The 22,080-nt window shown below is 63.2% G+C and carries 17 protein-coding genes and 1 tRNA gene; 7 read left to right on the top strand and 11 right to left on the bottom strand.

Annotation, left to right across the window (positions count from 1 at the left end):
• Window positions 1-14 precede the first annotated feature (14 nt).
• The 8 genes from MHX66_RS07140 to MHX66_RS07105 all read right to left on the bottom strand — a co-directional run bounded on the left by MHX66_RS07140 (window position 15) and on the right by MHX66_RS07105 (window position 9,515).
• Window positions 15-2,714 (bottom strand): acyltransferase family protein, encoded by a 2,700-nt coding sequence (locus MHX66_RS07140; RefSeq protein WP_239201748.1) that lies wholly within the window; start codon window positions 2,712-2,714, stop codon window positions 15-17.
• Window positions 2,715-2,942: 228 nt separating this feature from the next.
• Window positions 2,943-3,677, bottom strand: coding sequence for an aminoacyl-tRNA hydrolase (gene pth / locus MHX66_RS07135; protein WP_239201745.1), 735 nt, complete (start codon window positions 3,675-3,677; stop codon window positions 2,943-2,945).
• Window positions 3,677-4,258, bottom strand: a complete 582-nt coding sequence (gene pth / locus MHX66_RS07130; protein WP_239201726.1) for an aminoacyl-tRNA hydrolase — start codon at window positions 4,256-4,258, stop codon at window positions 3,677-3,679. Before pth (MHX66_RS07130) ends, pth (MHX66_RS07135) begins: the two co-directional genes overlap by 1 nt.
• A gap of 159 nt (window positions 4,259-4,417) precedes the next feature.
• Entirely contained in the window at window positions 4,418-5,062 is a 645-nt protein-coding gene (locus MHX66_RS07125; protein WP_239201715.1) for a 50S ribosomal protein L25/general stress protein Ctc, read from the bottom strand.
• Window positions 5,063-5,341: 279 nt separating this feature from the next.
• On the bottom strand, window positions 5,342-6,313 hold the full coding sequence (locus MHX66_RS07120) for a ribose-phosphate diphosphokinase (protein WP_370646284.1): 972 nt from the start codon (window positions 6,311-6,313) through the stop codon (window positions 5,342-5,344).
• Window positions 6,314-6,424: 111 nt separating this feature from the next.
• The gene (glmU, locus tag MHX66_RS07115) at window positions 6,425-7,942 is read right to left on the bottom strand and encodes a bifunctional UDP-N-acetylglucosamine diphosphorylase/glucosamine-1-phosphate N-acetyltransferase GlmU (protein ID WP_370646283.1); all 1,518 of its coding nucleotides are present in this window, start codon (window positions 7,940-7,942) and stop codon (window positions 6,425-6,427) included.
• 88 nt (window positions 7,943-8,030) lie between these two features.
• Window positions 8,031-9,413, bottom strand: coding sequence for an MFS transporter (locus MHX66_RS07110; protein ID WP_239201714.1), 1,383 nt, complete (start codon window positions 9,411-9,413; stop codon window positions 8,031-8,033).
• A gap of 30 nt (window positions 9,414-9,443) precedes the next feature.
• Window positions 9,444-9,515 (bottom strand) — tRNA-Gln (locus tag MHX66_RS07105).
• 90 nt (window positions 9,516-9,605) lie between these two features.
• Between MHX66_RS07105 and mfd the strand changes: the two genes are divergently transcribed.
• Both mfd and MHX66_RS07095 read left to right on the top strand, forming a co-directional pair.
• Window positions 9,606-13,373 (top strand): transcription-repair coupling factor, encoded by a 3,768-nt coding sequence (gene mfd, locus MHX66_RS07100; RefSeq protein ID WP_239201713.1) that lies wholly within the window; start codon window positions 9,606-9,608, stop codon window positions 13,371-13,373.
• Window positions 13,374-13,398: 25 nt separating this feature from the next.
• Window positions 13,399-14,742 carry a MazG nucleotide pyrophosphohydrolase domain-containing protein gene (locus tag MHX66_RS07095; protein WP_239201711.1) on the top strand — a complete coding sequence of 448 codons (1,344 nt, stop codon included), beginning with the start codon at window positions 13,399-13,401 and terminating at the stop codon, window positions 14,740-14,742.
• On the opposite strand, the gene MHX66_RS07090 is transcribed toward MHX66_RS07095, so the two are convergent.
• From MHX66_RS07090 to MHX66_RS07080, 3 genes are read right to left on the bottom strand one after another with little or no spacing between them, the layout of a single operon-like run.
• Window positions 14,739-15,596, bottom strand: coding sequence for a metal ABC transporter permease (locus MHX66_RS07090; RefSeq protein WP_239201707.1), 858 nt, complete (start codon window positions 15,594-15,596; stop codon window positions 14,739-14,741). The genes MHX66_RS07095 and MHX66_RS07090 overlap by 4 nt on opposite strands.
• A complete protein-coding gene (locus MHX66_RS07085) occupies window positions 15,596-16,459 on the bottom strand; it encodes a metal ABC transporter ATP-binding protein (protein WP_239201704.1) in 864 nt (287 codons plus the stop codon). The genes MHX66_RS07090 and MHX66_RS07085 overlap by 1 nt, the downstream gene beginning before the upstream one ends.
• Before the next feature lie 3 nt (window positions 16,460-16,462).
• On the bottom strand, window positions 16,463-17,371 hold the full coding sequence (locus MHX66_RS07080; RefSeq protein ID WP_239201687.1) for a metal ABC transporter substrate-binding protein: 909 nt from the start codon (window positions 17,369-17,371) through the stop codon (window positions 16,463-16,465).
• 123 nt (window positions 17,372-17,494) lie between these two features.
• On the opposite strand from MHX66_RS07080, the gene MHX66_RS07075 reads away from it, so the two are divergent.
• The 5 genes from MHX66_RS07075 (at window position 17,495) to MHX66_RS07055 (ending at window position 22,055) form a co-directional block, all read left to right on the top strand.
• On the top strand, window positions 17,495-18,211 hold the full coding sequence (locus MHX66_RS07075) for a metal-dependent transcriptional regulator (protein ID WP_239201685.1): 717 nt from the start codon (window positions 17,495-17,497) through the stop codon (window positions 18,209-18,211).
• 28 nt (window positions 18,212-18,239) lie between these two features.
• Window positions 18,240-19,109, top strand: a complete 870-nt coding sequence (locus MHX66_RS07070) for a lytic transglycosylase domain-containing protein (RefSeq protein ID WP_239201682.1) — start codon at window positions 18,240-18,242, stop codon at window positions 19,107-19,109.
• 212 nt (window positions 19,110-19,321) lie between these two features.
• Complete coding sequence (gene eno / locus MHX66_RS07065; RefSeq protein WP_011273912.1) at window positions 19,322-20,599, top strand: phosphopyruvate hydratase; 1,278 nt, start codon at window positions 19,322-19,324, stop codon at window positions 20,597-20,599.
• A 117-nt stretch (window positions 20,600-20,716) separates the two neighbouring features.
• The gene (locus MHX66_RS07060; protein ID WP_239201679.1) at window positions 20,717-21,427 is read left to right on the top strand and encodes a septum formation initiator family protein; all 711 of its coding nucleotides are present in this window, start codon (window positions 20,717-20,719) and stop codon (window positions 21,425-21,427) included.
• 61 nt (window positions 21,428-21,488) lie between these two features.
• Window positions 21,489-22,055: a DUF501 domain-containing protein gene (locus MHX66_RS07055; protein ID WP_239201671.1), complete on the top strand. Its 567-nt coding sequence runs from the start codon at window positions 21,489-21,491 to the stop codon at window positions 22,053-22,055.
• The last annotated feature ends 25 nt before the right edge of the window (window positions 22,056-22,080 follow it).

Genomic DNA, 22,080 nt, shown 5'->3' with positions numbered 1-22,080 from the left:
CTAGCGGGTGGGCATTAGGCGCAGGTAGTCGTGGTCTTCTTCTTGTGGTTCGCGGCCTGGGCCAGCGCCTCGTCGAAGGATTTCGCGTACTCCTGCGCGCCCTCGGGCATTGGGTGAACACCATCTTCGAACAGCAGATCCTGGTGGGACTGCGCATGGCCGCACCAGTCCGCGATGTAGACGTTGTCGTGCGCCTTGGCTGCGTCCAGCACATCCTGGCGGGACTGCGCCATCCACTCTCGATCGCCGTAGGGCATGGCCATGAAGATCTGGCGGTCGGGGCCGATGAGGTTGATCATCTCCTCCAACTGGCCTGGGAAAGCCGGGCCGTTGGTGCCGAAGCCGAGGAATACGTTCTTGCGCAACTTGCCGGAATCGTTCAGCTGCCGCAGCACGTCCATACCGGCGGTGTAGTGGCGGGAAACGTCCGCATCGATGTAGATGCCCGGGTAGTTGGTGTTCAGTGCTTCGCTGGCTGCCAGCATCACGGAGTCACCCACGGCGGTGATGTCCTTACCCTGCACGGCCGCGGCCTTCTTTTCCTTCGGCGGCGGCGGAGTGGCTGGGGCGGGGACATTGCCCTTGTTGGCCTCCTGGTTCATGCGCTGCAGTTGGTCCAGTTCTTGCTCCAGCTCGGTCTTGTCGTTGGAGTTAACCACGCCGTAGACCACACCGCCCACGCAAGCTACGACGAGCAGCGGCACAACAGGCCATGCGACCTTCTTGAAGCCCCCGTTGATTTCGTGGAAGCTCGGGCGAGAAGCCCAGTAGTCCTTCCACGTCTGTTTGTAGCCGCGGCGGCGGAAGGGATTTTCCACGTGCTGGTAGGAAATCTCGGAGATCAACAGAGCGATCGGCACCGCTGCCAGCCCGAGAATCCACTTGTGGTCCATGTGACCATCGGCGTCAAAAAGAGCGCGCAGAATCATGATGACCGGCCAGTGCCACAGGTACAACGAGAACGAGCGTTGGCCGAGCCAGCGCATGACATTGGTGCGGAAGATCCACGTCAGCGGGCCGGTCTCCCGGATCACGCCCCAGATCATCAGCACGCCCAGCACGCTGGTTAGCAGCAGGCCACCCTGGTAGGTCACCGCCAGGTCGTCGCCCATAAACAGCAGCTGGATGACGTAGCCGACAAGCGCCAGGGCACCGATCGCGCCCGCAACCCGCGCCTCAAACCTGTCAGCCGACGGCCAGGAATCCACTCGCGGATCGTTGCGCGTGGAGGTGACAGCCAGCGAGAGGAAAGCGCCGATGAGCAGGCCGAAAGCGTGTGTATCTGTGCCGTAGTAGACGCGCGTTGGATCCTCGCCGGGGGTGAAAAGCAGCGCCATGGCTGCAGCGGAAAGCACGGCCAGCAGCGCCGTCACCAGCATCGGGACGCGGCGCGGACTGCGGCGGAGCCGGCGCTGGGTGAACACGAAAATTCCGAGTGTCACCAGCGGCCAGATGATGTAGAACTGCTCTTCGACCGCCAGCGACCAGTAGTGGGCGAAAACCTGGACCTCGTTTTCCGCGAAGTACGACTGGGAGGTGGCGATCTGTGTCCAGTTGTTGACGAAGAACAGCGTGCCCAGGAATTGCTCGCGGATGCCCACGGCGATGTCCCCACCTATGGCGGTGACGATTGCGGTGACGATAAACAGGGTGACCAGCGCGGCGGGAAGGATTCGGCGGAATCGCCTGATCCAGAAGTCTTTCAGGCTGATCGTGTTGTTTACCCGGTACTCGCGCACCAGCAGCGAGGTGATCAGGAAGCCCGATAGGACGAAAAACAGGTCCACACCCAGGTAGCCACCGGGCAGAATGTCGCCGAAGAAGTGGTAGATCACCACCGCGAGCACGGCGAGGCCACGCAGGCCATCGAGGCCCTTCACCTGGCGCAGGCGCGCACGGCGGTCCTTTTTGACCGTCTTATTCTCGGGCGGGATCGCCAGCGCTTCCGGCACGTTGTTCTGCTGTGGTGCAGGTTGCTGCTGTGGCGCAGGTTGTGCCGTTGCCACCTGCTTTGGTTCGGGTTGTTTCTTTGGTTGTGACGCCGACTTTTCCGCCGCTGGCGGCACCGGCTTCGGCTCCGTCTTCGCGACTGGCTTGGGCGCTTGCTTCGCAGCGGGCGCCTGTGCGGGCTCCGGTTTGGGTACAGGCTTTGCGGCTTGCTTGGGTGCCTGCTTTGCTGCAGGCGTTTCCTTGGGAGCCGACTTGGCGGCCTGCTTCGCGCTGGGCGCCTTCGTGGGCATAGGCGCTTTTCGCGTCGCGCCAGGGGCAGCACCCGGAGCGGGTGGTGTGCCTACGCTACCGAGTTTGATGGCCGGAGCGGCCGCAGCTGGTCGGGGAGTAGCAGCCTGCTTGGGGCTAGTGCTTGTCTGCTTCTTGTTTTTGTCTGCTTTAGGGACCTTCGTAGCCGTAGTGGACTTCTTGGGATCCTGCGAGGCTGCGGTTGCCTTCGGTGGCTTCTGCTTCTGGGGAGCGGAAGCCTTTGGTGGCTTCGGAGCGGAGGGAGCCTTGGGGGCGCCGACTGCGGAGAGCTTGATCGGTTCCTGCTTCGCAGAGGCCGGCTTTTTCGCCTCAGTAGTCTTTGGCGCAGACGCTTGCTCCGCAGGCGTCGCCGGAGCTACCTCCTTTGGTCCCGCCTTTGCAGGAGCCGCCTTCTTCTCATCGGAAGGCTTGGAAGCCGCAGACGGTTCGGAATCCGCAGACGGGTTAGAAGACACAGAAGCCCCGGAAGACGCACCAGATTCTGGTTGTTTCTGCTGGTCGGGGGACGACTTCGCCGAACCTGTTCGAGCGTTATGAACAGCGCGCAGTAGTCCAAAAACCTGCTTCACTTTGCATCTCCCAAAGGCAATATCGAGTGCATTGATTCATCAATACTAACGCTAGGAAGCTCAAAAACCCGCGAGTATTCTCGCTACTGCGCGCTACCTGCACCGCAGCATTTATTAGTGCTTGCGCGTGTGGATATCGTTTCGCGCAATGTCTGTGCCATTGTTCACGATGAGCGTCACTGAGTCCACCGAATCCCGAAGAGTGTTTTCCATCCATCCGCTCTCCGGGTCGATGTCTGCATCCTCAAACGGGCTCAAAACGAAATCAATCACAGATGTGCCCTTAGGCGGGCGGCCGATGCCCATGCGGACGCGCACGTAGTGCTGGGTGCCCAGCTCGGCAGTCATTGAGCGCAGCCCATTGTGGCCACCCTCGCCGCCTTTATCCTTGATGCGCACCTGGCCAGTGGCGATGTCCAGCTCGTCGTGGCAGACAATGACCCGCTCCGCCGGCAGGCTCAAAGCAGAAGCCAGCGGCCCGACCGCCTCACCGGAGTTGTTCATGTACGTCGTGGAGCGGAGCAGCACCACGGGGGTTTCCTCCACCGTGGTCAACGCCGCATGAGCCTTCTGGCCCTCCACCGGTAGCCACTGAACCCCATAGCGCTCAACCAGACGATCAATCGGCCAATAGCCGATATTGTGCCGCGTTTCCGCGTACTTGGCACCAGGATTGCCCAGGCCGATCACAATCCATTCAGGGGCGAATTCTTGCAGCTCCCCGACGGTAAGCTTGGCACGTTTTGCAGGCTTAGCTGGCCTAGCATCAGCACTATTAGCTGCAGGCCCCTGCGACGCGGAGTTCTTGCGGAAAACGGAAAATAGAGATTGGAGGAAAGACACAGCCACTAGTTTTCCACACCGAGGGTGCGCTCAACCTCGTCGGCTGCGTCAGCGCACATGATCGCCACATCCGCCGCCTCCGACTTGGGGAAGGGCTTCAACACATAGGCCGCCGGATCCATGCGCCCGGGCGGTCGTCCAATGCCGCATGAAAGGCGCCAGTAGTCCTTCGTGCCCAGGGACTTCGTGATGGACTTCAACCCGTTATGCCCCTTGTCACCACCGGACTGCCGCAGCTTCACCGCCCCCGGATCGCCCTCGAGATCGTCGTAGGCGACGATGATGTTCTCCGCCGGGATCTTGAAAAACGCCGCCAACTGCTGCACCGGCCCGCCCGACACATTCATGTAGGTCCGCGGCTGTGCCAGCACCACCTTGCGCCCCGCGATCGTCACCTCGGCGATGTCCGTGTTCGTCTTCTTGTGGGTATTCAGGCTGGCCTCCGGTACTTGCCGATCCAGCAGCTCGCCGATCACCAATCGCCCAACATTGTGCCTGGTGTTGGCGTATTTATCGCCGGGGTTGCCCAGGCCGACGATCAGCCACGTGTCGCTGTTGGTGTGTTGTTTCTTATTTGGTGACGCCACTGTCTCCAGCCCTCTCTCTAGCTCACTGACGGTTATTGTACTGTCCACCCCGGACACCCCCGCGGCCGTGGGTGGGCGTCAATAAAAAAGAACGACAAAAAGGGCCACCCGGTGCGAAAACTGCACGCGGTGTGGCCCAGTGAATGAAGGGGGAGTGGATTACTCCTCGGACTCGCCCTCTGCGGACTCGTCCTCGGCTGCCTCGGCAGCCTCGCCCTCGGCGCCTTCGCCCTCCTCGTCCGGCTCCGGCAGTTCCTCTTCCTCCGGCTCCACAACGTTGATGATCAGGGTGTCTTCCTCGGAGACCAGGGATGCGTTGCCCGGCATCTGCAGGTCGCCGGCCAGAACCTGGTAGCCGATTTCCTTGCCTTCGATGTCGACGGTGATCTCTTCCGGAATGTTCAGAACGTCGGCCAGGATGGTGATGACGTCCGCCTCCTGGGTGACCAGGGCGCCCGGAGCAGGCTGACCGGTGAAGACAACCGGAACGTCAACCTCAACCTTCTCGCCGCGCTTAACGTTCAGCAGGTCAGCGTGGTCCACGTCCAGGGTCAGCACGTTCTGGTCCACAGCCTTGATCATGACCAGGTGATCCTGGCCCTCGATCTCCAGCTCCAGAACGGCGTTCACGCCCTCGTTACGCAGGATTGCCTGGAACTCCAGGATGTCCACGTGAACGTGCATCGGGTCCAGCTTGTTGCCGTAGACAACAGCCGGAACGCGGAAGTCACGACGCAGGCGGCGGGAAGCGCCCTTGCCGAACTCGGTGCGCAGCTCGCCCTTCAGGCGAGTAATGTCAGCCATGATTTTCTCCTTCAAATTTTGTGTTTCAGATTGCTCTGAATCGCTCTTGCGTTTCTACCGCGGACATAAAAAATGCCGCGATATCTCGCGGCGTGTATGCATCCCACAGTTTCATTGGTCACGCACCCGCACACGAGCGGACTCGCTTTGAAAGGTTACGTCACACAAAAAGAAGGGGGAGTGTGCTTTTCGCGCCGATAACGGCCAAATTCTGGGTGAGAATTCAGCCCTCGCCGAGATTCGAAAGTATGTTAGCACACCCCCAACCGGGGATTAAAACTACTCAAACAGCGTGGTCACGGAGCCATTCTCGAAGATCTCGTGAATGGTCTTGGCCACCAGCGGGGCGATCGGCAGAACCGTCAGGTTATCCCAGCCCTCGGTGGACTGCGGCAGGGTATCGGTGGTGATGATCTCGCGGGCGCCACAGCTGCTCAGACGCTCGCGCGCCGGCCCGCTGAATACGCCGTGGGTGGTGGCGATGATTACGTCGCCCGCACCAGCCTCGCGCAGCACGCCGACGGCGCCGGCGATGGTTCCACCGGTATCGATCATGTCGTCCAGCAGCACACAGGTGCGGCCCTTCACGTCACCGACCACGCGGTTGGCGGTGACCTTGTTGGCCACGTCCACGTCGCGGGTCTTGTGGATGAACGCCAGCGGGGCATCGCCCAGCACGTTGGCCCACTTCTCGGCTACCTTCACGCGACCAGCGTCGGGGGAGACCACGCAAATGTTGTCCAGGTTGTAGTTGGCCTTCACGTAGTCGGTCAGGATCGGCATGGCATGCATGTGATCAACCGGGCCGTCGAAGAAGCCCTGAATCTGGTCGGTGTGCAGATCAACGGAGACGATGCGGTCCGCGCCGGCGGTCTTCAGCAGGTCGGCAACCAGGCGGGCGGAGATCGGCTCGCGGCCACGGTGCTTCTTGTCCTGGCGGGCGTAGGGGTAGAAAGGCAGGATCGCGGTGATGCGCTTGGCGGAGCCACGCTTCAGAGCATCGATCATGATCAGCTGTTCCATCAGCCAGCTATTCAGCGGCTGCGGGTGGGACTGCAGTACGAAGGCATCGGAACCGCGGACGGACTCTTCGAAGCGGACGAAGATCTCGCCGTTAGCGAAGTCGCGGGCGGTGGTCGGAGTGACCTCGATGCCCAGTTCGCGGGCAACAGCCTCCCCCAATTCCGGATGAGCCCTGCCGCTAAACAGCATCAGGTTCTTTTGATTGTCGATCCAGTGGGTGGTGGACACTTGTGCTTTAACCTTCCGGTCGAAGAGCTGGACTATTCATTTTTGTTAAGGCGCTCCCTATTTTAGGGCGAGCCCAGACATATCAACAAAAACCAGCGTAGCTTCCGTGCGCTACTTCTGGTCTGCCTGCGGTGTGGAAGCCGGGGAACCGCCTTCCGCCACACGCTTGGCTGCGGCCTCGCCGGCCTCCGCCGCCGGGGTTCCAGGGCGCTTCTTAGCCACCCAGCCCTCGACGTTGCGCTGCTTGCCGCCGGATACCACCAGCGCGCCCGGTGGCACGTCTTCCTTGATGACGGTGCCGGCGCCAGAGTAGGCACCATCGCCCACCACGACCGGGGCGATGAACATCGAATCCGATCCGGTGCGCACGTGGGAGCCCACGGTGGTGTGGTGCTTGTTCACGCCGTCGTAGTTCACGAACACGCTGGAGGCGCCGATGTTGGAGTACTCGCCGATCGTTGCATCGCCGACGTAGGTCAGGTGCGGAACCTTCGAGCCGCGACCGATGTTCGCCTTCTTCGCCTCAACGAAGCCGCCGAGCTTGCCCTCTTCGCCCAGCACCGTGCCGGGGCGGATGTAGGTGAAGGGGCCTACTTCGGCGCGCGGGCCGATGGTGGAATCGAAGCCGTGGGTGCGCACCACCTGCGCGCCTTCGCCGACCGTGACGTTTTCCAGAGTGGTATCCGGCCCGATCTGCGCGTTATCGCCGATGGTGGTGGTGCCCAGCAGCTGCGTTCCCGGCAGGATGGTGACGTCCTGGCCGACCTGCACATCCACGTCGATCCAGGTCGTCGCCGGGTCTACGACGGTGGCCCCGCCCCGCATGGCGGCGGTCACGGTGCGGCGGTTGAGTTCAGCGCCGGCGGCGGCAAGTTGTACTCGGTCGTTGACGCCCGCGAGTTCCGCCGCGTCGGCGGCAATGTGGGCGCGCACGGGGTGACCCGCTCGGCGGGCGATGCTCAGCACGTCCGTCAGGTACAGCTCGCCCTGGGCGTTATCCGTGTTCAGCTGCGCCAGGCCATCGCGCAGGATGGCTGCGTCGAAGGCGAATACGCCGGAGTTGACCTCGGTGATTGCCTTCTGCTTTTCCGTCGCGTCCTTTTCCTCCACGATGGCGGTAACCATGCCGTCGTTGGTGCGCAGGATGCGGCCGTAGCCGGTGGGGTTGTCCTGGTTGACGGAGAGCACGGTCACGCTGGCGCCGTCGTGGGTGGCAGTAAGTTCCTGCAGGGTCTCCGGGGACAGCAGCGGCACGTCCGCGTTGGTGACCACTACGGTGCCTTCGAAGCCCTCCAGCTCCTCCATTGCGCACTGCACGGCGTGGCCGGTGCCGTTCTGTTGCTCCTGGACCGCAGTGTCGATGCTGCGCCCCAGCTGCTCGGCTACCTCTTCCACCGCCGGGCCGACCTGCTCGCGCCCGTGGCCGATAACAGCCACGATGCGGGCAGGGTCGATGCCCGCGGCAGCGTGCAAGCTGTGGGAAAGCAGGGTGCGCCCGCCAATGGAGTGCAGGGTCTTTTGGGTTGCGGACTTCATCCGCGTGCCCGCCCCTGCGGCCAGTACGATCACTGCCACAGGCTTGTCTTGGGCCTTTGGTTGAGCTTCGGGGTTCTGAGCAGCATCAGTCACGTTGTTGGCATTCCTTACTTTCGGTTAAAAGCGAATACCAGCATAGCGCCGCTTAGCCACCGCATCGGGGAGGGGCGCCCGCGGGCGTTTAGGAAATTTTGTTTTTGCCCACCGAGACTTCCGGCAGGGTCTTTGACAGCGTGGCGCCCAGTAGCCCGAAAAGTGCCAGCGCAGCCAGTGCGACCTCGGGGGAAACCAATGCCAACACACTGGTCAGCGCACCCACAATCAGAAGCAACACGCCCATCAGGGTGTTCGCCACCGAGACGTAGCGGGTGCGTTGCGTGCCCTCTGCCATGTCCACGATGTAGGTAGAGCGGGCGACCCTAATCGCAGCGTGGGCAAGCGAGATGACCAAGAACGCGATGGGCAGCCACCACACCAGGGCGGTGGTCCACGCATGGGCGTCACTAAGCGAAGAAGCGTAACCCAGTGCCACGGTGATGATCAGCACGATCGTTGCTAGCAGCGCGGCGCCGGACAGGGTGTTGCGGGAGCTCACGTCGGACAATAGACCGGAGATCCTGCCCGCGAGCAGCGAGGCCACGCCGGAGGCGATCACGAACGTTCCCAGGCCCGTGAAGATGGCGCTGGCCAGCGAGGATTCCTCCGTCACACTCTGTTGGTTCGCCATTGTCACCAGGAAAGTCGGCGACAGTGCGGAGGCCAGCAGCAGCGATCGGACCAGCACGAAGCGCCTAAAGTCGCGGTCAGAACGCACGAGGTCCACGATGTCGTCGAACACATCGCGTAGGTAGTTCGTGCCCTGTGGTAGCTCTTTTTGTTCTTGTTTAGTGACGCCCTCACGGATCCCCTTAAACAGCCATGCGCTGGCCAGCCAGGCTGCGGTGGCGATGGCGAAGAGAACTGCGAAGAGGGTAGGGGTGAGCTCGCCGCGGGCGGCCTGAATAGCCACACCCACCAGGATCGCCACCGCGCCGGACAAGGTGGTGGCAAAGCCGGTCAGCCGCCCGCGGAAACCCTTGGGAACCGTGCGCCCGGCGATGTCCTTGCTGGTCAGCGAAACCAAAGAGCGGCAAGTGGACAGCAGGGCGAGGGCGAACAGAATGATCAACCCGGCCAGCAGCCCGTCGGTCAGAAGCGCGGCGGCGACCATGATCGCGCACGCCAGCGCCTGGCCGAGCGTGCCGACAAGCATGAAACCTAGCCGCGAGGTCTTTGTCTGCAGCCACGGGCGGAACAGAGCCTGCGGCAGCATCGAACCGGACTCACGGATAGGCACCAGCAGCGGAATGACCCACGCCGGGGCAGCGACGACTGACAGGAACCACGGCAGAACCGTCTTAGCGGAAACGATCTGATCGCCGATGTTCTGCGTGCCGAAGCCCAGGGAATAGCGGCCCGCGTTTTCCTCGACGTGCTTCAGGTCGCTCTCGGGTGGTGTGCCGATGAATTTCGTGGTGAATGTGCGCCAGAACTTGCTGGATTCTGTGCTGGACTTGCCGGACATGTATCGCCCCCACTCTTCCAAATGAAAAAGCTCTCCCACCAGGACTCGAACCTAGAATGACGGTACCAAAAACCGTAGTGTTGCCAATTACACCATGGGAGAAGCGCACATATTAATGTGCAGCGAACACTTTACAGCACGCCCAACCGGGCGCATAAACCGCAGTGTGGCGTGGAGGATAAACTGTTGGCCATGAGTCAGACAGCCACGCCCAAAGCCAATGCCAACCGCTCTTCGAACCCGGCGCCTAGCCTGGCGGGGCTGCTGAAAGCTGCTGCGCAGGACGGGAAACTGCGTGGGATGATGACGCACCTGGGGGAGAGCTCCCTGCACATGCAGGCCCCCGAGGGCGCGTGGCCTTTCGCAGTCGGCACGCTGGCGCAGCGCACCCCGCTGCTGGTGGTGACTGCCACGGGGCGCCAGGCTCAGGACCTCACCACGGTGCTGCGCTACATGCTCGGGGATCGCGTGGAGCTATTCCCGTCGTGGGAGACCCTGCCGCACGAGAAGCTTTCCCCGGCCGTGGAGACAGTCTCCACCCGCATGCGCGTACTGCGCCGCCTGCACGAGGGAGACGAGGACCTGCAGGTGGTGGTAGCTCCGACCCGCGCGGCGGTGCAACCCGTGCAGTCGAACCTGGGCGAGGTCACCCCGGTGCGCTTGAAGGTGGGCGAGGAGATCGACTTCGACTCCCTGACCCACCGCCTGCAAGAGCTCGGCTACACGCACGTGGACGTGGTGGGTAAGCGCGGCCACTTCGCCATCCGCGGCGGCATCGTGGACATCTTCCCCGCGACCGAGGAAATGCCCGTCCGCGTGGACTTCTGGGGCGACGAGATCACGGAGGTGCGCGCCTTTAGCGTCGGCGACCAGCGGACCATCCCCGGGGTGGAGCCGGACCAGGTGATGGTCTATGCGTGCCGGGAATTGGTTGTCACGGACGAGGTGGCGTCCAAAGCAAAAAACCTTGCCCAAGAGCACGCCGGCAACGCGGAATTGGCCGAGATCCTCGACAAGATCAGCCAGAAGATCCAGGTGCAGGGGATGGAATCGCTGATCCCGGCGCTGCACACGGCCGAGCTAGTGGCGCTGCCGGAGCTTATGCCGGAAGGTACGCACACGCTGGTGATGGCGCCCGCAGCCGTCGAACGCCGTGCTCACGACCTGCGCGAAACCGGCCAGCAGTTCCTCGAGGCCGGCTGGGATGTTGCGGCGATGGGAGGTTCGGCGCCGATGGAGGGCGTGGCTTACCTATCGATCGACGCGGTGCAGAAGGTACAGCAGAAGCTGGGGCGGCCCTGGTGGACGTTGTCTACGCTCGGGATGGCCGATTTTGACGCCGACACTTCCGATGTTCTGGAACTCAACTACGACTCGGCGCCCCGACCGCACGGCGAGATGGAGGCCATCGGTGCGCTGATGAGCGACATCCGCAAGCGCGTCGAATCCGGCGGAAGGGTGGCCTTCGCGGCCCCAACCCCGGCCGTGGCGGCCCGCATGCTTCGGCGCTTCCAAGAAGCCGGCATCGCGGCCGAGGCAATCGGCGTGGATCTCAGCGGCAGCCGTGGCCTGGGGCGGATTAGGAAGTCCAAGCACACCACCGCCGACGAGCCCGCGCCGCACCAGGTGAGCATCTACCACGCTGTGGCCTACGAGGGGCTGGTGTTCCCCTTCGCCAGGGACGACAAGCGCCCTAGCCTGCTGTTCTTCACGGAAACGGATCTGACCGGCAACCGTGTGGACGCGAAGGCCACGGGCAAGCGCAAGCCCGCGAAGAAGCGCAACCGAGTGGACCCACTGGCACTGGAGCCGGGTGATCTGGTGGTGCACGATTCCCACGGCATCGGCAAGTTCGTGAAGATGACGGAACGCACCGTGGGCAAGGGGCCGGATGCCTCCCGCCGCGAGTACCTGGTGCTGGAGTACGCGCCCAGCAAGCGGGGCGGGCCGGGCGACCAGCTCTACGTGCCGATGGATCAGCTGGATATGCTGTCGCGCTACGTCGGCGGGGAGAAGCCCGCGCTGTCGAAGATGGGCGGCGCGGATTGGAAGAACACCAAGCGTAAGGCCCGCGGTGCTGTGCGCGAGATCGCGGGCGAATTGGTGCAGCTCTACGCCAGCCGCCAGGCCGCGCCGGGCTACGCCTTCGCCGCGGATACGCCCTGGCAGCGGGAGATGGAAGATGCCTTCCCGTTCACCGAGACCGAGGACCAGTACAACGCCATCGAGGCTGTGAAGGCCGACATGGAAAAGCCGGTGCCGATGGACCGCGTGATCGTCGGTGATGTGGGCTATGGCAAGACAGAGGTAGCGGTGCGTGCCGCATTCAAGGCCGTGCAGTCCGGCAAGCAGGTGGCCGTGCTGGTGCCGACCACCCTGCTGGCGCAGCAGCATTACAACACGTTCAGCGAGCGCATGCAGGATTTTCCCACCACCATCAAGGAGCTGTCCCGCTTTACCACCCCGGCGGAGTCCAAGAAGGTTATCGATGGCATGGCCGACGGCACGGTGGACATCGTGATCGGCACCCACCGACTGCTGCAGATGGGCGTGCATTGGAAGAATCTGGGGCTGATCATTGTGGACGAGGAGCAACGCTTCGGCGTGGAGCACAAGGAGCACATCAAGTCGCTGCGCACCCACGTGGACGTGCTGACGATGTCCGCAACCCCGATTCCCCGCACGCTGGAGATGTCGATGGCGGGCATCCGCGAGATGTCGACGATCCTCACCCCGCCGGAGGATCGCCACCCGGTGCTGACGTATGTGGGTGCGCAGGAGGATAAGCACGTCGCCGCGGCCATCCGTCGCGAGCTGCTGCGCGACGGTCAAGTGTTCTACGTGCACAACAAGGTCCGCAGCATCGAGCAGACCGCCGCGGACATCCGCCGCCTGGTACCGGAGGCTCGCGTGGTGGTTGCACACGGCCAGATGAGCGAGGAGCAGCTGGAGACCACGGTGAAGGGCTTCTGGGATCGCGAGTTCGACGTACTGGTGTGTACCACCATCGTGGAGACGGGCCTGGATATTGCGAATGCCAACACCTTGATCGTGGAAAATGCTCACCACATGGGTCTATCCCAGCTGCACCAACTGCGCGGCCGCGTGGGGCGTTCCCGCGAGCGCGGTTATGCCTACTTCCTCTACCCCAAGGGCGAGGTGCTGACCGAGACCTCCTACGACCGGCTGACAACCATCGCCCAGAACAACGACCTGGGCGCGGGCATGGCGGTGGCCATGAAGGACCTGGAGATGCGCGGTGCGGGCAACGTCTTGGGTGCCGAGCAATCCGGCCACATCGCGGGCGTGGGCTTCGACCTTTATGTCCGCCTGGTCGGCGAAGCAGTGGAGGCGTTTCGCGCGATGGCTGACGGCAAGCCCGTCGACGGCCGGGAGGAGGAAAAGAAGGAGATCCGCATCGACCTGCCGGTGGATGCGCACATCCCGGCCGAATACATCGCTTCGGAGCGTCTGCGCCTGGAGGCCTACCGCAAGTTCGCCGAGGTACAGGACGAGGAGCAGATCGAGAAGGTGTTCGAGGAGCTGCGCGACCGCTATGGCGAGCCGCCGGAGCAGATCCAGATGCTCGCGGTGCTCTCGCGCCTGCGCCTGCTGTGCCGCGATCTGCAGGTCACGGAGGTGGTGGCCACGGGCTCGAAGATCAGCTTCAGCCCCATCGAGCTGCAGGATTCCACCCAGGTGCGCCTGAAGCGCCTGTTCCCGGCGGCGAACTACCGTGCGACTACCAAGATCGTGCTGATCCCGGCTCCGAAGCGCGGGCAGGGCATGCGCGCGGTTCCGCTGCGCGATACGGAGCTGGTGCAGTGGTGCGCCGATGCGTTGACGCAGTTGGCTGGCATCCCGATTCGCAACATGGCGGGCGGTGCCGGCAAGGGGGCTGGTAAGGGCTCAAGCAAGGGGTCAGGCAAGGGGTCAGGCAAGGATAAGGGCACGTCCTAAACACCGACGCGCTAGAATAACCGCCATGTCAGTCGTATTACTAGATCCCCGTTTCCCCGCGATGATTCCCGTGGAGGCCGTCGATCTGCTCCGTGGAGATGTGTGCTACACGGAGGAGGTGCCCATCCGCGTCCGCTGGGTTATCGCGGACCTGGGCGGCCACACGGTCGATGAGTCCGACATTATCGTCACGACGGATCTGGAAAACGAAGCTGTCGTTACCCGCATCGAGGCTGGTGAGGAGCTCATCACCGCGCCGAGCCTCAAGGTGCACATGGAGCCCGCCCGCGAGCTGGAGACCGGTCGCTCTTCTGTTAGTGACGCCACCGACGGGGAAAACGCAGCCGAGATCACCCACTCGGGCGATGGCGTGGTGGACGGCGAGATCGTCGGGACCGACGAGCACACTGCGGCCGTGGCCGGCCTGCGCCGCACGACGCGCACCGAGGTGCCGGCTTCCGTGATGGATGAGATCGAGGACGCGGTGGCGCTGATGGCGCGTGCCCTGCGCCAGGGGGAGTGGGAGCAGTCCATGACCCACACCAGCCTGGTGAAGTTCCTGCGGGAGGAAACCGAGGAACTGGCCCGCACCATCGACTTGATGGAGAGCTGGAAGCCTGAGGGCGAGGGTGAGGCTGCTGCGCGTCCAGAGTGGATCGAGCAGGATCTGTGCTCCGAGCTGTCGGACGTGTTGCTGCAGGTGCTTTTCCACGCAGAGATCGCCAACCGCCGTGGCGCCTTCGACATTGGCCACGTGGCCGGGGCGTTTTCTGCGAAGCTGCGCGCCCGCGCCCCCTACCTGTTTGAGGAGATCGAGCGTCAGGTTCCGCGCCAGGAGCAGGATCGCCTATGGGAGGAGGGCAAGAAGGAAGAGGAAGCTCAGCGAATTCGCAGTTTCGGTGAGGAGTACCTGCGCTACAGCGAGGCCAAGAAGGAAGCTGAGCGGAAGGCGGCCGAGAAGCAGGCTGAGCCTGCACAGCCCCGCCAGGAGCCGCACGCGGAACAGTTTCCGGCCGTCCAAGCGCCCGCTGAAACGGCAGGCTCGGCAGTCCCCGCCGGCTCTGGCGCTTCCGCCGACCCCGCTGGCGCTGCGGGCACTGCTGGCACAGCTGCCGACTCCGCTGGTACCAGCGCCCTGACCGCAGCGGAGGCCGTCATCGCCGAGGCGCGGGAGCGGGGAATCCCGGATAAGGACATCCCGACCGACATCCGCTACCCGATGGTTGGCCTGGAGCTAGATAGCCCCGGTGAGGCAGAGCGCCGCCTGCACGATGCTGTTGCGGCGTTCCGCGAGAAGCTGCAGTCCCAACAGCACGAGCCTCAGCATCCCAACCCCCAGCAGCCAGGGAGCCAGCAGCAGGGCAGCTAGCGACGTGCCAGCAGCGCCCGCATCAGCCCCTCACGCGGGGCAAAGAGGTACGTCAGGCAGAAGATTCCCGACTGCACCAGCACAATCGTGCCGCCGGTGGAGACATTCAGGTTGAAGCTCAACAGGATGCCCGCCACACAGCTCACCCAGGCCACCAGCGGGGCGATCAGCAGCATGCGGCGGAAGCGGCGCGTCCACAGGTAGGCCGTCGCGCCGGGGGTTATCAGCATTGCTACCACCAAGATCACGCCGACGGCCTGGGCGCTGGCCACCACCACGCACGCCAGGCACGCCAGCAGTACCCACCGTATGGCCTTCGTGTTGAAGCCCATGGTTCTGGAGTGTTCGGCGTCAAAAGCCCACAGAGTAAACGTGCGTGCATTCGCCAGCAGCACCACAAACGCGATGCCGCCAATGGCCAGGATCTGCCACAGCGCGGACTGCGTGATGCCCAGCAGGTTGCCGAACAGGATCTCCTGCAGGTGTGTACCGCTGGGGGTGATAGAGAGCAGCACCAGGCCGAGGGCGAAGAAGGTAGTGAAGATGATGCCGATGGAGGTGTCCTCCCGCAGCGTAGTTCTTTCCTTGACCGAGCCCACCAAGCCCACGGCAATGAGGGCGGCGATCATCGCGCCGACGGCGAAGGGCGCGCCAAAGATGTAGGCCAGAACCACGCCAGGCAGTACAGCGTGCGAGACCGCATCGCCGAGTAGCGACCAGCCCACCAGGATCAGCCAGCAGCTCAGCAGCCCCGCGACCACGGCCATCACGCTGGCGGCGAGCACCGCCCGCTGTACGAAGCTGTAGCTCAAGGGGAGCAGGATTGGGTCGAAAATGCTTGCGAGCGTGCTCATTACTGCGTTGCCTTTCCCGTCGTTCCGGCAGCTTCAGCCGACTCGGCCGCTGCAGCCAACGACTCAGCAGGCGCGGTCGGCGCGTCGGTGCTAAACGTGCGGGTCAGGTTCTCCGCCGTCAGCACTTCGTCCAGCGCGCCCTCGGCGACGATCCGGCGGTTGAGCATGGCCACGTTGTCGCACAGCTCCGGCAGCCGATCCAGGTCGTGCGTGGAGATCAGCAGCGCCGTCCCGGCCTCCGCCAGCTCGTGCAGCAGCGCGGTGATCTGCGACTGCGACTGCGTATCCACGCCCGCGAAAGGCTCGTCCAGCAGCATGATCTTCGCCTCCTGAGCAATGCCGCGCGCCACGAACACGCGCTTGCGCTGCCCGCCGGATAGGGCGCCGACGGGGCGATCCTGCAGGTCCGTCAGCCCGGTCTGCTGGAGTGCCCGGTCGACGATGCGGTCGTTGTTCTTCTTTTCTTGACGCCACCTTCTCAGCCCCCACAGCCTCGAGCTCTCGGGCAGGAACCCTGCCTTCGAGCGTGCCCGGCGCCGCCCGCTGGCGACGATTTCGCGCACACTGATGGGGAAGTTCCAGTCCACTTGGTCGTGCTGGGGTACGTAGGCCACCGCCCCGTGCAGGCCCGTGGCAGAGTCCGCGCTGGTGTTGACCACAATGCGCCCAGAGGTCGGGCGCTCCAACCCCATGATGGCCTTGAAAAGGGTGGACTTGCCCGCGCCATTCATGCCGATGAGTGCGGTGATCTGGCCGAAGTCAAGACTGAGGTTCACGCCGGTGAGGGCATGGACGGAGCCGTAGCTCACGTGCACGTCATCGACGAAAAGCGCGGGGGAGGTGGATGAGCGTGGCGAGTTCATTAGTTACTTCGCATCCTTGCGGGTCAGGCCGTTGACAATGGTGCGGGCGTCATAAGAAAGAAGGTCAAGATAGGTCGGCACGGGCCCGTCGGCCTCAGACAGCGAGTCGACGTATAGTGTGCCGCCGTCGCGGGCGCCGGTATCGCGCATCAGCTGCTCCTTCGGGCCGGGCTCGACGGTGGATTCGCAGAAGACGGCGGGCACGTCGTTGTCGCGAACGAAATCGGCGGCCTGGGTGATCTGCTGAGAAGTGATTTCGCCCTCGGTGTTGACCGGCCAGATGTAGCCCTCCTTCATATTCATGTCTTCGGTGAGGTAGCTGAAGGCGCCTTCGCAGGTCATCAGCGCACGCTGGTGCCGGGGCAGAGCCTTCAGGCCGTCCTGGAGGTCGCTTTCCACGTCGCTCAAGCGTTCTTTGTACTTCTTGCCGTTGTCCTCGTAGGTCTTCGCATTATCCGGCCGCAGGTCGCTCAAGGCCTGGACGATGTTGTCCACGTAAACCTTGGCGAGCGTGGGGCTCATCCAGGCGTGTGGGTTGGGCTGGTCGGTGTCCTTGATCTTTATGGGATCTACGCCGTCGCTGGCGGTGACCCGCTGGGCATTGCTGTCTGCGGTCAGCTTGTCCAGCCAGTGTTCCAGCCCGAGGCCGTTGTTGATGATGAGCTCCGCGTCGGAGGCGGCGGCGATGTCGCTGGGGGTGGGGTCGTAGCCGTGAACTTCCGCGCCGGGTTGGGTCAGCGAGCGCACGGTGAGAGTGTCGCCGGCGATGTTGGAGGTGATGTCTTCCAGGATGGTGAAAGTGGTCAGAACCTCGGCTTTATCGTGTTGATCTGCATCACTGCAGGCGGTGGCGCCCGCGGATGCGAGGGTGATGGTGAACAGGGTTGCTATCAGTCTCTTAGTGTTCTTCATAAGTAAGGTAATAAACTTTCCGATCGTGAGGGGTGCAATGTTCAACGCATTGAACAATATAGTGCAGCTTAAACCAGTCTAGTGAGTTCTTTAAACCCCCATCACCCCCGTACACTGGTCGGCATGCACGTCACAGACCTTCCCGATAGGTCCCAGGACTACCTGAAGAAGATCTTCGATCTGCAGGAGTGGTCCGGGGGTGGAGTTTCCCTCTCCGTTTTGGCTAGTCACATGGACCAGCGTCCTTCCACGGCCTCCGAGGCGATCAAGCGTCTCGCCGCCCAAGGGCTCGTCGACCACGCCCCTTATGGCGACATCGAGCTCAGTGAAGCGGGTCGAAAGATTGCCCTGGCCATGGTGCGTCGCCACCGCCTGATCGAGACTTTTCTGTGCAACCACCTGGGCTACGGCCTGGATGAGGTGCACGATGAGGCAGAGGTTTTGGAGCATGCGGTTTCCGACACCTTCGTCGATCGCATCGCCAGCCTCCTGAACAACCCCACCCGAGATCCGCACGGTGACCCTATTCCCGACGAAGGTGGCCACATTCCTGCAAGTTCGGCTTTTCTTCTTTCGGACGCCCACACGGGCGAACAGCTCATTGTGGATCGCATCAGCGACAGGGATGCCGCCCTGGTGCGTTATCTCACCGAGCATGGCGTACTTCCCGGGGTGCGCATCACCGTCGGCGAGCGCGTATTCGCAGATATGGCGGAGCTGCACATCACCGAGTCGGAAACACGGGTTCAACTTCCAGCTAGTAGCCTAAGCGCAGTGTTGGTAAGCGCTGCTGACAAGAACTCGCAGAGCGGGCGCGCCGAGAAGCTCAAGAAGGCATAAGAAGGCTTAACAAGTAGGAAGGACATCCATGGCGTCGAACCACTATCGCCGCCCGCAGAGGATCGAACCAAACGATTCTGTGTGGGATGACGACGCAGCCGGCAGTCGCCCGAACCGGGGGCTTCTGGGGGGCTGCGGTTTCTTCGTAGTGGTTATCGCGCTGCTGGGTATCATCGCCCTGGTCGGCTACCTGGTGGCAGGGTTCGTCACCAGTGACCGCGACTCCGAATCCGACCGTCTGCCGGTGCCCACCGATATCCCACCGAAGGCCGCGAGTCCGGCGCCGAACTTCGACCCGAATGACAGCGACCGCGCATATCAGCAGGCTCTGGACTGGGCTAAGCCAAAGTCCGAGGAACTGAACATCCCTCTGCAGGCCCTCATGGCCTATGGCAAGGCCGAAGGTTTCGCCCGGAAGGAAGCCCCCGCCTGCAACCTGTCCTGGAATACTCTGGCCGGGCTTGGTTACGTAGAGACCCGCCACGGGACTTACGACGGCCAGCGCTTCGGGGCGTCCAAACTCAACGACGACGGCATTGCCGAACCCGACATCATCGGCCCGCAGCTCAACGGCCGCGAGTTCGCCAAGGTGGAGGATACCGACGGCGGGCGCCTGGACGGCGACCGCGAGTACGACCGTGCGCTGGGGCCGATGCAGTTCATCCCCGAATCCTGGAAGATCTACGGGGTGGACGCAGATGGCGACGGCAAGAAGAACCCGCAGAGCGTCTACGATGCCGCCGCGACCGCGACCAAACTACTGTGCAGAGAAGGGCGCGACCTTAGCACCGAAGGTGGTTGGAAGAGCGCGATCAAGGGGTACAACCTTTCCAACGAGTACGTCGTGCAGGTACGCGACGCAGCGGCAAACTACGCGATCGGCCAGTCGCCGCAGTAGGCCATTCCCCCTTTAGGGAGGGGTGGTTTTAGCCAGGTTTTGCTCGCGTGACGGCGAAAAAATTCTGGCGGTGCCACAATGGGAGTAGACTGCTGTGCTCGGTGCCACCCGTGGGCTGCCAGCGCTGCGGTAGAGACCTTTGTTAGCTGTTAACCCAAGAACAGATAATCAACAGTTTGGCACCCAATGCCACATGCCAAGGAGGCAGACACATGGCCCTGATCCTCAACATTGATGCCCGTGAAATCATCGATTCCCGCGGTAACCCGACCGTCGAGGTAGACGTACTTCTGGACGACGGCTCCTTCGGTCGCGCAGCCGTTCCCTCCGGCGCTTCCACCGGTGTGCACGAGGCGCACGAGCTGCGTGACGGCGGCGAGCGCTACCAGGGCAAGGGCGTTCTCAACGCCGTCAAGAACGTTATTGAAGACATCGACGAAGAGCTAATGGGTGTGGAGGCAGACGATCAGCGTCTGATCGACCAGCTGATGCGCGACCTGGACGGCACTGAGAACAAGTCCAAGCTGGGCGCCAACGCTATCCTGGGCGTTTCCATGGCTGTTGCTCGTGCCGCTGCAGAGTCCGCCGACCTGCCGCTATTCCGCTACGTCGGTGGCCCGAACGCCCACGTACTGCCGGTACCGATGATGAACATTCTCAACGGTGGCGCACACGCAGACTCCGGCGTGGACGTCCAGGAGTTCATGATCGCGCCGATCGGTGCAGAGACTTTCTCTGAGGCACTGCGCGTCGGTGCCGAGGTTTACCACACCCTGAAGAAGGTCATTAAAGACAAGGGGCTATCCACCGGCCTGGGCGACGAGGGCGGCTTCGCCCCGTCCGTCGACTCCACCAAGGCGGCTCTGGACCTGATCGTCGAGGCCATCGAAAAGGCCGGCTTTAAGGTCGGCGAGGACGTCGCACTGGCGCTGGACGTTGCCTCCTCCGAGTTCTTTAAGGATGGCAAGTACCACTTCGAGGGCGGCGAGCACACCGCTGAGGAGATGGCGAAGGTCTACGAGGATCTGATCGAGGAGTACCCGATCGTCTCCATCGAGGACCCACTGCAGGAGGATGACTGGGAGGGCTACACCGCCCTGACCGCCAAGATCGGCGACAAGGTTCAGCTGGTTGGCGACGACTTCTTCGTCACCAACCCGCAGCGCCTGGCCAAGGGCATCGAGGAGAAGGCAGCCAACGCGCTGCTGGTGAAGGTAAACCAGATCGGTACCCTCACCGAGACCTTCGACGCTGTCGAACTGGCACACCGCAACGGCTACCGCAGCATGATGTCCCACCGCTCCGGTGAGACTGAGGACACCACCATCGCCGACCTGGCCGTCGCCCTGAACTGCGGCCAGATCAAGACCGGTGCTCCGGCTCGCTCCGAGCGCGTTGCCAAGTACAACCAGCTGCTGCGCATCGAGGAGATCCTGGGCGATGCAGCCGTCTACGCAGGCCGCTCCGCCTTCCCGCGCTTTACCAAGTAAGTGCTAGGCGCTCCCCAAGGAGCGCAAGGCCCAGTAGCCCCAGGTAGCCCACAGTCATCCAGCCGATGGCCGTGGGCTACTCGCATTTCAGTCTCGCTTCGCTAGACTCTGTAGACCATGAGCAAATCGACCAAGGGCGAACCGGACAAGGAGCCGGAGGATCAGCCGCGCGCAGACGTGGCGTCCGAAAAAGAGGGGCCAGAAAACAGCCGCCCCGAGTCCGCCCACCTGCCCCGAGCACGGTCGATCGAGAGGCGCGAAAGGCGCCGAGCCCGCGCGCAAACCGCGCCGAAACGCATGGCGCGCTCCTTTGTAGAAGTGCCCAAGAATATGAGCCCCACCACCTGGCTCGTGACGCTGGTACTGGTGATCTTTCTGGCGGTTTCCATCGCCAACCCGCTGCGCAACTACTTCGAGCAACGCGCAGAGCTGGCGCAGCTGAACCAGAAGATCGAGGTGCAGGAGAAGGAGAAGGCGGAGCTCACCAGCGAGCTCAACCGCTACCGCGACGAGGACTTCATCAAGGAACAGGCACGCACGCGCCTGGGGCTGATTGAGCCGGGGGAGTCGGCATATCGCATCATCTCTCCGAAGATCCACGCAGACGAACTGGGCACCGAAACGGACGAAGAGTCCCAGGGTGAGGGTGAAGGCAACCGCGACTGGTACGCCCAGCTGTGGGATTCGATCTCCACGCCGGAGGAAGAGCTCAAGGAAGACGATCCGGCGACCGAAGACCATAAGCTGCCAACGGTGCCGGAGGAGAACCCGGAGCAGGAACAGCCCGCAGCGCCAGAACAGGCGCCAGCGCCCGCACCAGCTAACTAGACCAACCAAACAGTTCAGCCAACTAGAGCGAGATACCCGAACAGAGGAACCGAGGGAACCCATGACCAACCAACGCCAGCCCGGCCCGCCGACCGAAGACGACCTGGAGGTAATGCGCAAGCAGCTTGGCCGTCCACTACGCGGTGTGGTCGAGGTTAGCTACTACACGCCGGATGGAGTTCCCGCCGTGGTGAAGACCCAGCCGAAGCTGCCGGATGGCACGCCGTTCCCCACGTTGTACTACCTGACGGATCCGCGCTTGACCGCCGAAGCCTCCCGCCTGGAGGTCGCAGGCGTGATGAAGACGATGCAGGCCCGACTTCCCGAGGACGAAGAGCTGGCTGCCGATTACCAGGCCGCGCACGAGCACTACCTGGCCGAGCGCAACAAGATGGAGGATCTGGGCACGGACTTCTCCGGCGGCGGCATGCCCGACCGCGTGAAGTGCCTGCACGTGCTGATTGCCTACGCGCTGGCGGAAGGGCCGCAGCGGGTGCGCCTGGGCACCGAGGCCGTCGCGCTGGCCATCGAAAACAATCCGAAGCTGAAGGGCACGGCGTTGCCTGCGGACTGGCCGACGTCGGCCTCGCTGGATACGTCGATGGATGCCGCGAGCGTTGCAGAGTAGTCGCGGACTAGTCGCAGGGTGGCGG

The sequence above is a fragment of the Corynebacterium sp. ACRPH genome, from assembly GCF_022347285.1.
Classification (GTDB): domain Bacteria; phylum Actinomycetota; class Actinomycetes; order Mycobacteriales; family Mycobacteriaceae; genus Corynebacterium.
This window is presented reverse-complemented; position numbering and strand designations above follow the sequence as displayed.

What these genes read in the sequence shown, in the direction of transcription:
- MHX66_RS07085 (WP_239201704.1), bottom strand. Translation starts at nt 16,459, where the DNA reads ATGAACTCGCCACGCTCATCCACCTCCCCCGCGCTTTTCGTCGATGAC.
- MHX66_RS07125 (WP_239201715.1), bottom strand. Translation starts at nt 5,062, where the DNA reads ATGGCTGACATTACTCGCCTGAAGGGCGAGCTGCGCACCGAGTTCGGC.
- MHX66_RS07070 (WP_239201682.1), top strand. Translation starts at nt 18,240, where the DNA reads ATGGCGTCGAACCACTATCGCCGCCCGCAGAGGATCGAACCAAACGAT.
- MHX66_RS07095 (WP_239201711.1), top strand. Translation starts at nt 13,399, where the DNA reads ATGTCAGTCGTATTACTAGATCCCCGTTTCCCCGCGATGATTCCCGTG.
- MHX66_RS07080 (WP_239201687.1), bottom strand. Translation starts at nt 17,371, where the DNA reads ATGAAGAACACTAAGAGACTGATAGCAACCCTGTTCACCATCACCCTC.
- MHX66_RS07055 (WP_239201671.1), top strand. Translation starts at nt 21,489, where the DNA reads ATGACCAACCAACGCCAGCCCGGCCCGCCGACCGAAGACGACCTGGAG.
- eno (WP_011273912.1), top strand. Translation starts at nt 19,322, where the DNA reads ATGGCCCTGATCCTCAACATTGATGCCCGTGAAATCATCGATTCCCGC.
- MHX66_RS07075 (WP_239201685.1), top strand. Translation starts at nt 17,495, where the DNA reads ATGCACGTCACAGACCTTCCCGATAGGTCCCAGGACTACCTGAAGAAG.
- mfd (WP_239201713.1), top strand. Translation starts at nt 9,606, where the DNA reads ATGAGTCAGACAGCCACGCCCAAAGCCAATGCCAACCGCTCTTCGAAC.
- MHX66_RS07060 (WP_239201679.1), top strand. Translation starts at nt 20,717, where the DNA reads ATGAGCAAATCGACCAAGGGCGAACCGGACAAGGAGCCGGAGGATCAG.
- MHX66_RS07110 (WP_239201714.1), bottom strand. Translation starts at nt 9,413, where the DNA reads ATGTCCGGCAAGTCCAGCACAGAATCCAGCAAGTTCTGGCGCACATTC.
- MHX66_RS07090 (WP_239201707.1), bottom strand. Translation starts at nt 15,596, where the DNA reads ATGAGCACGCTCGCAAGCATTTTCGACCCAATCCTGCTCCCCTTGAGC.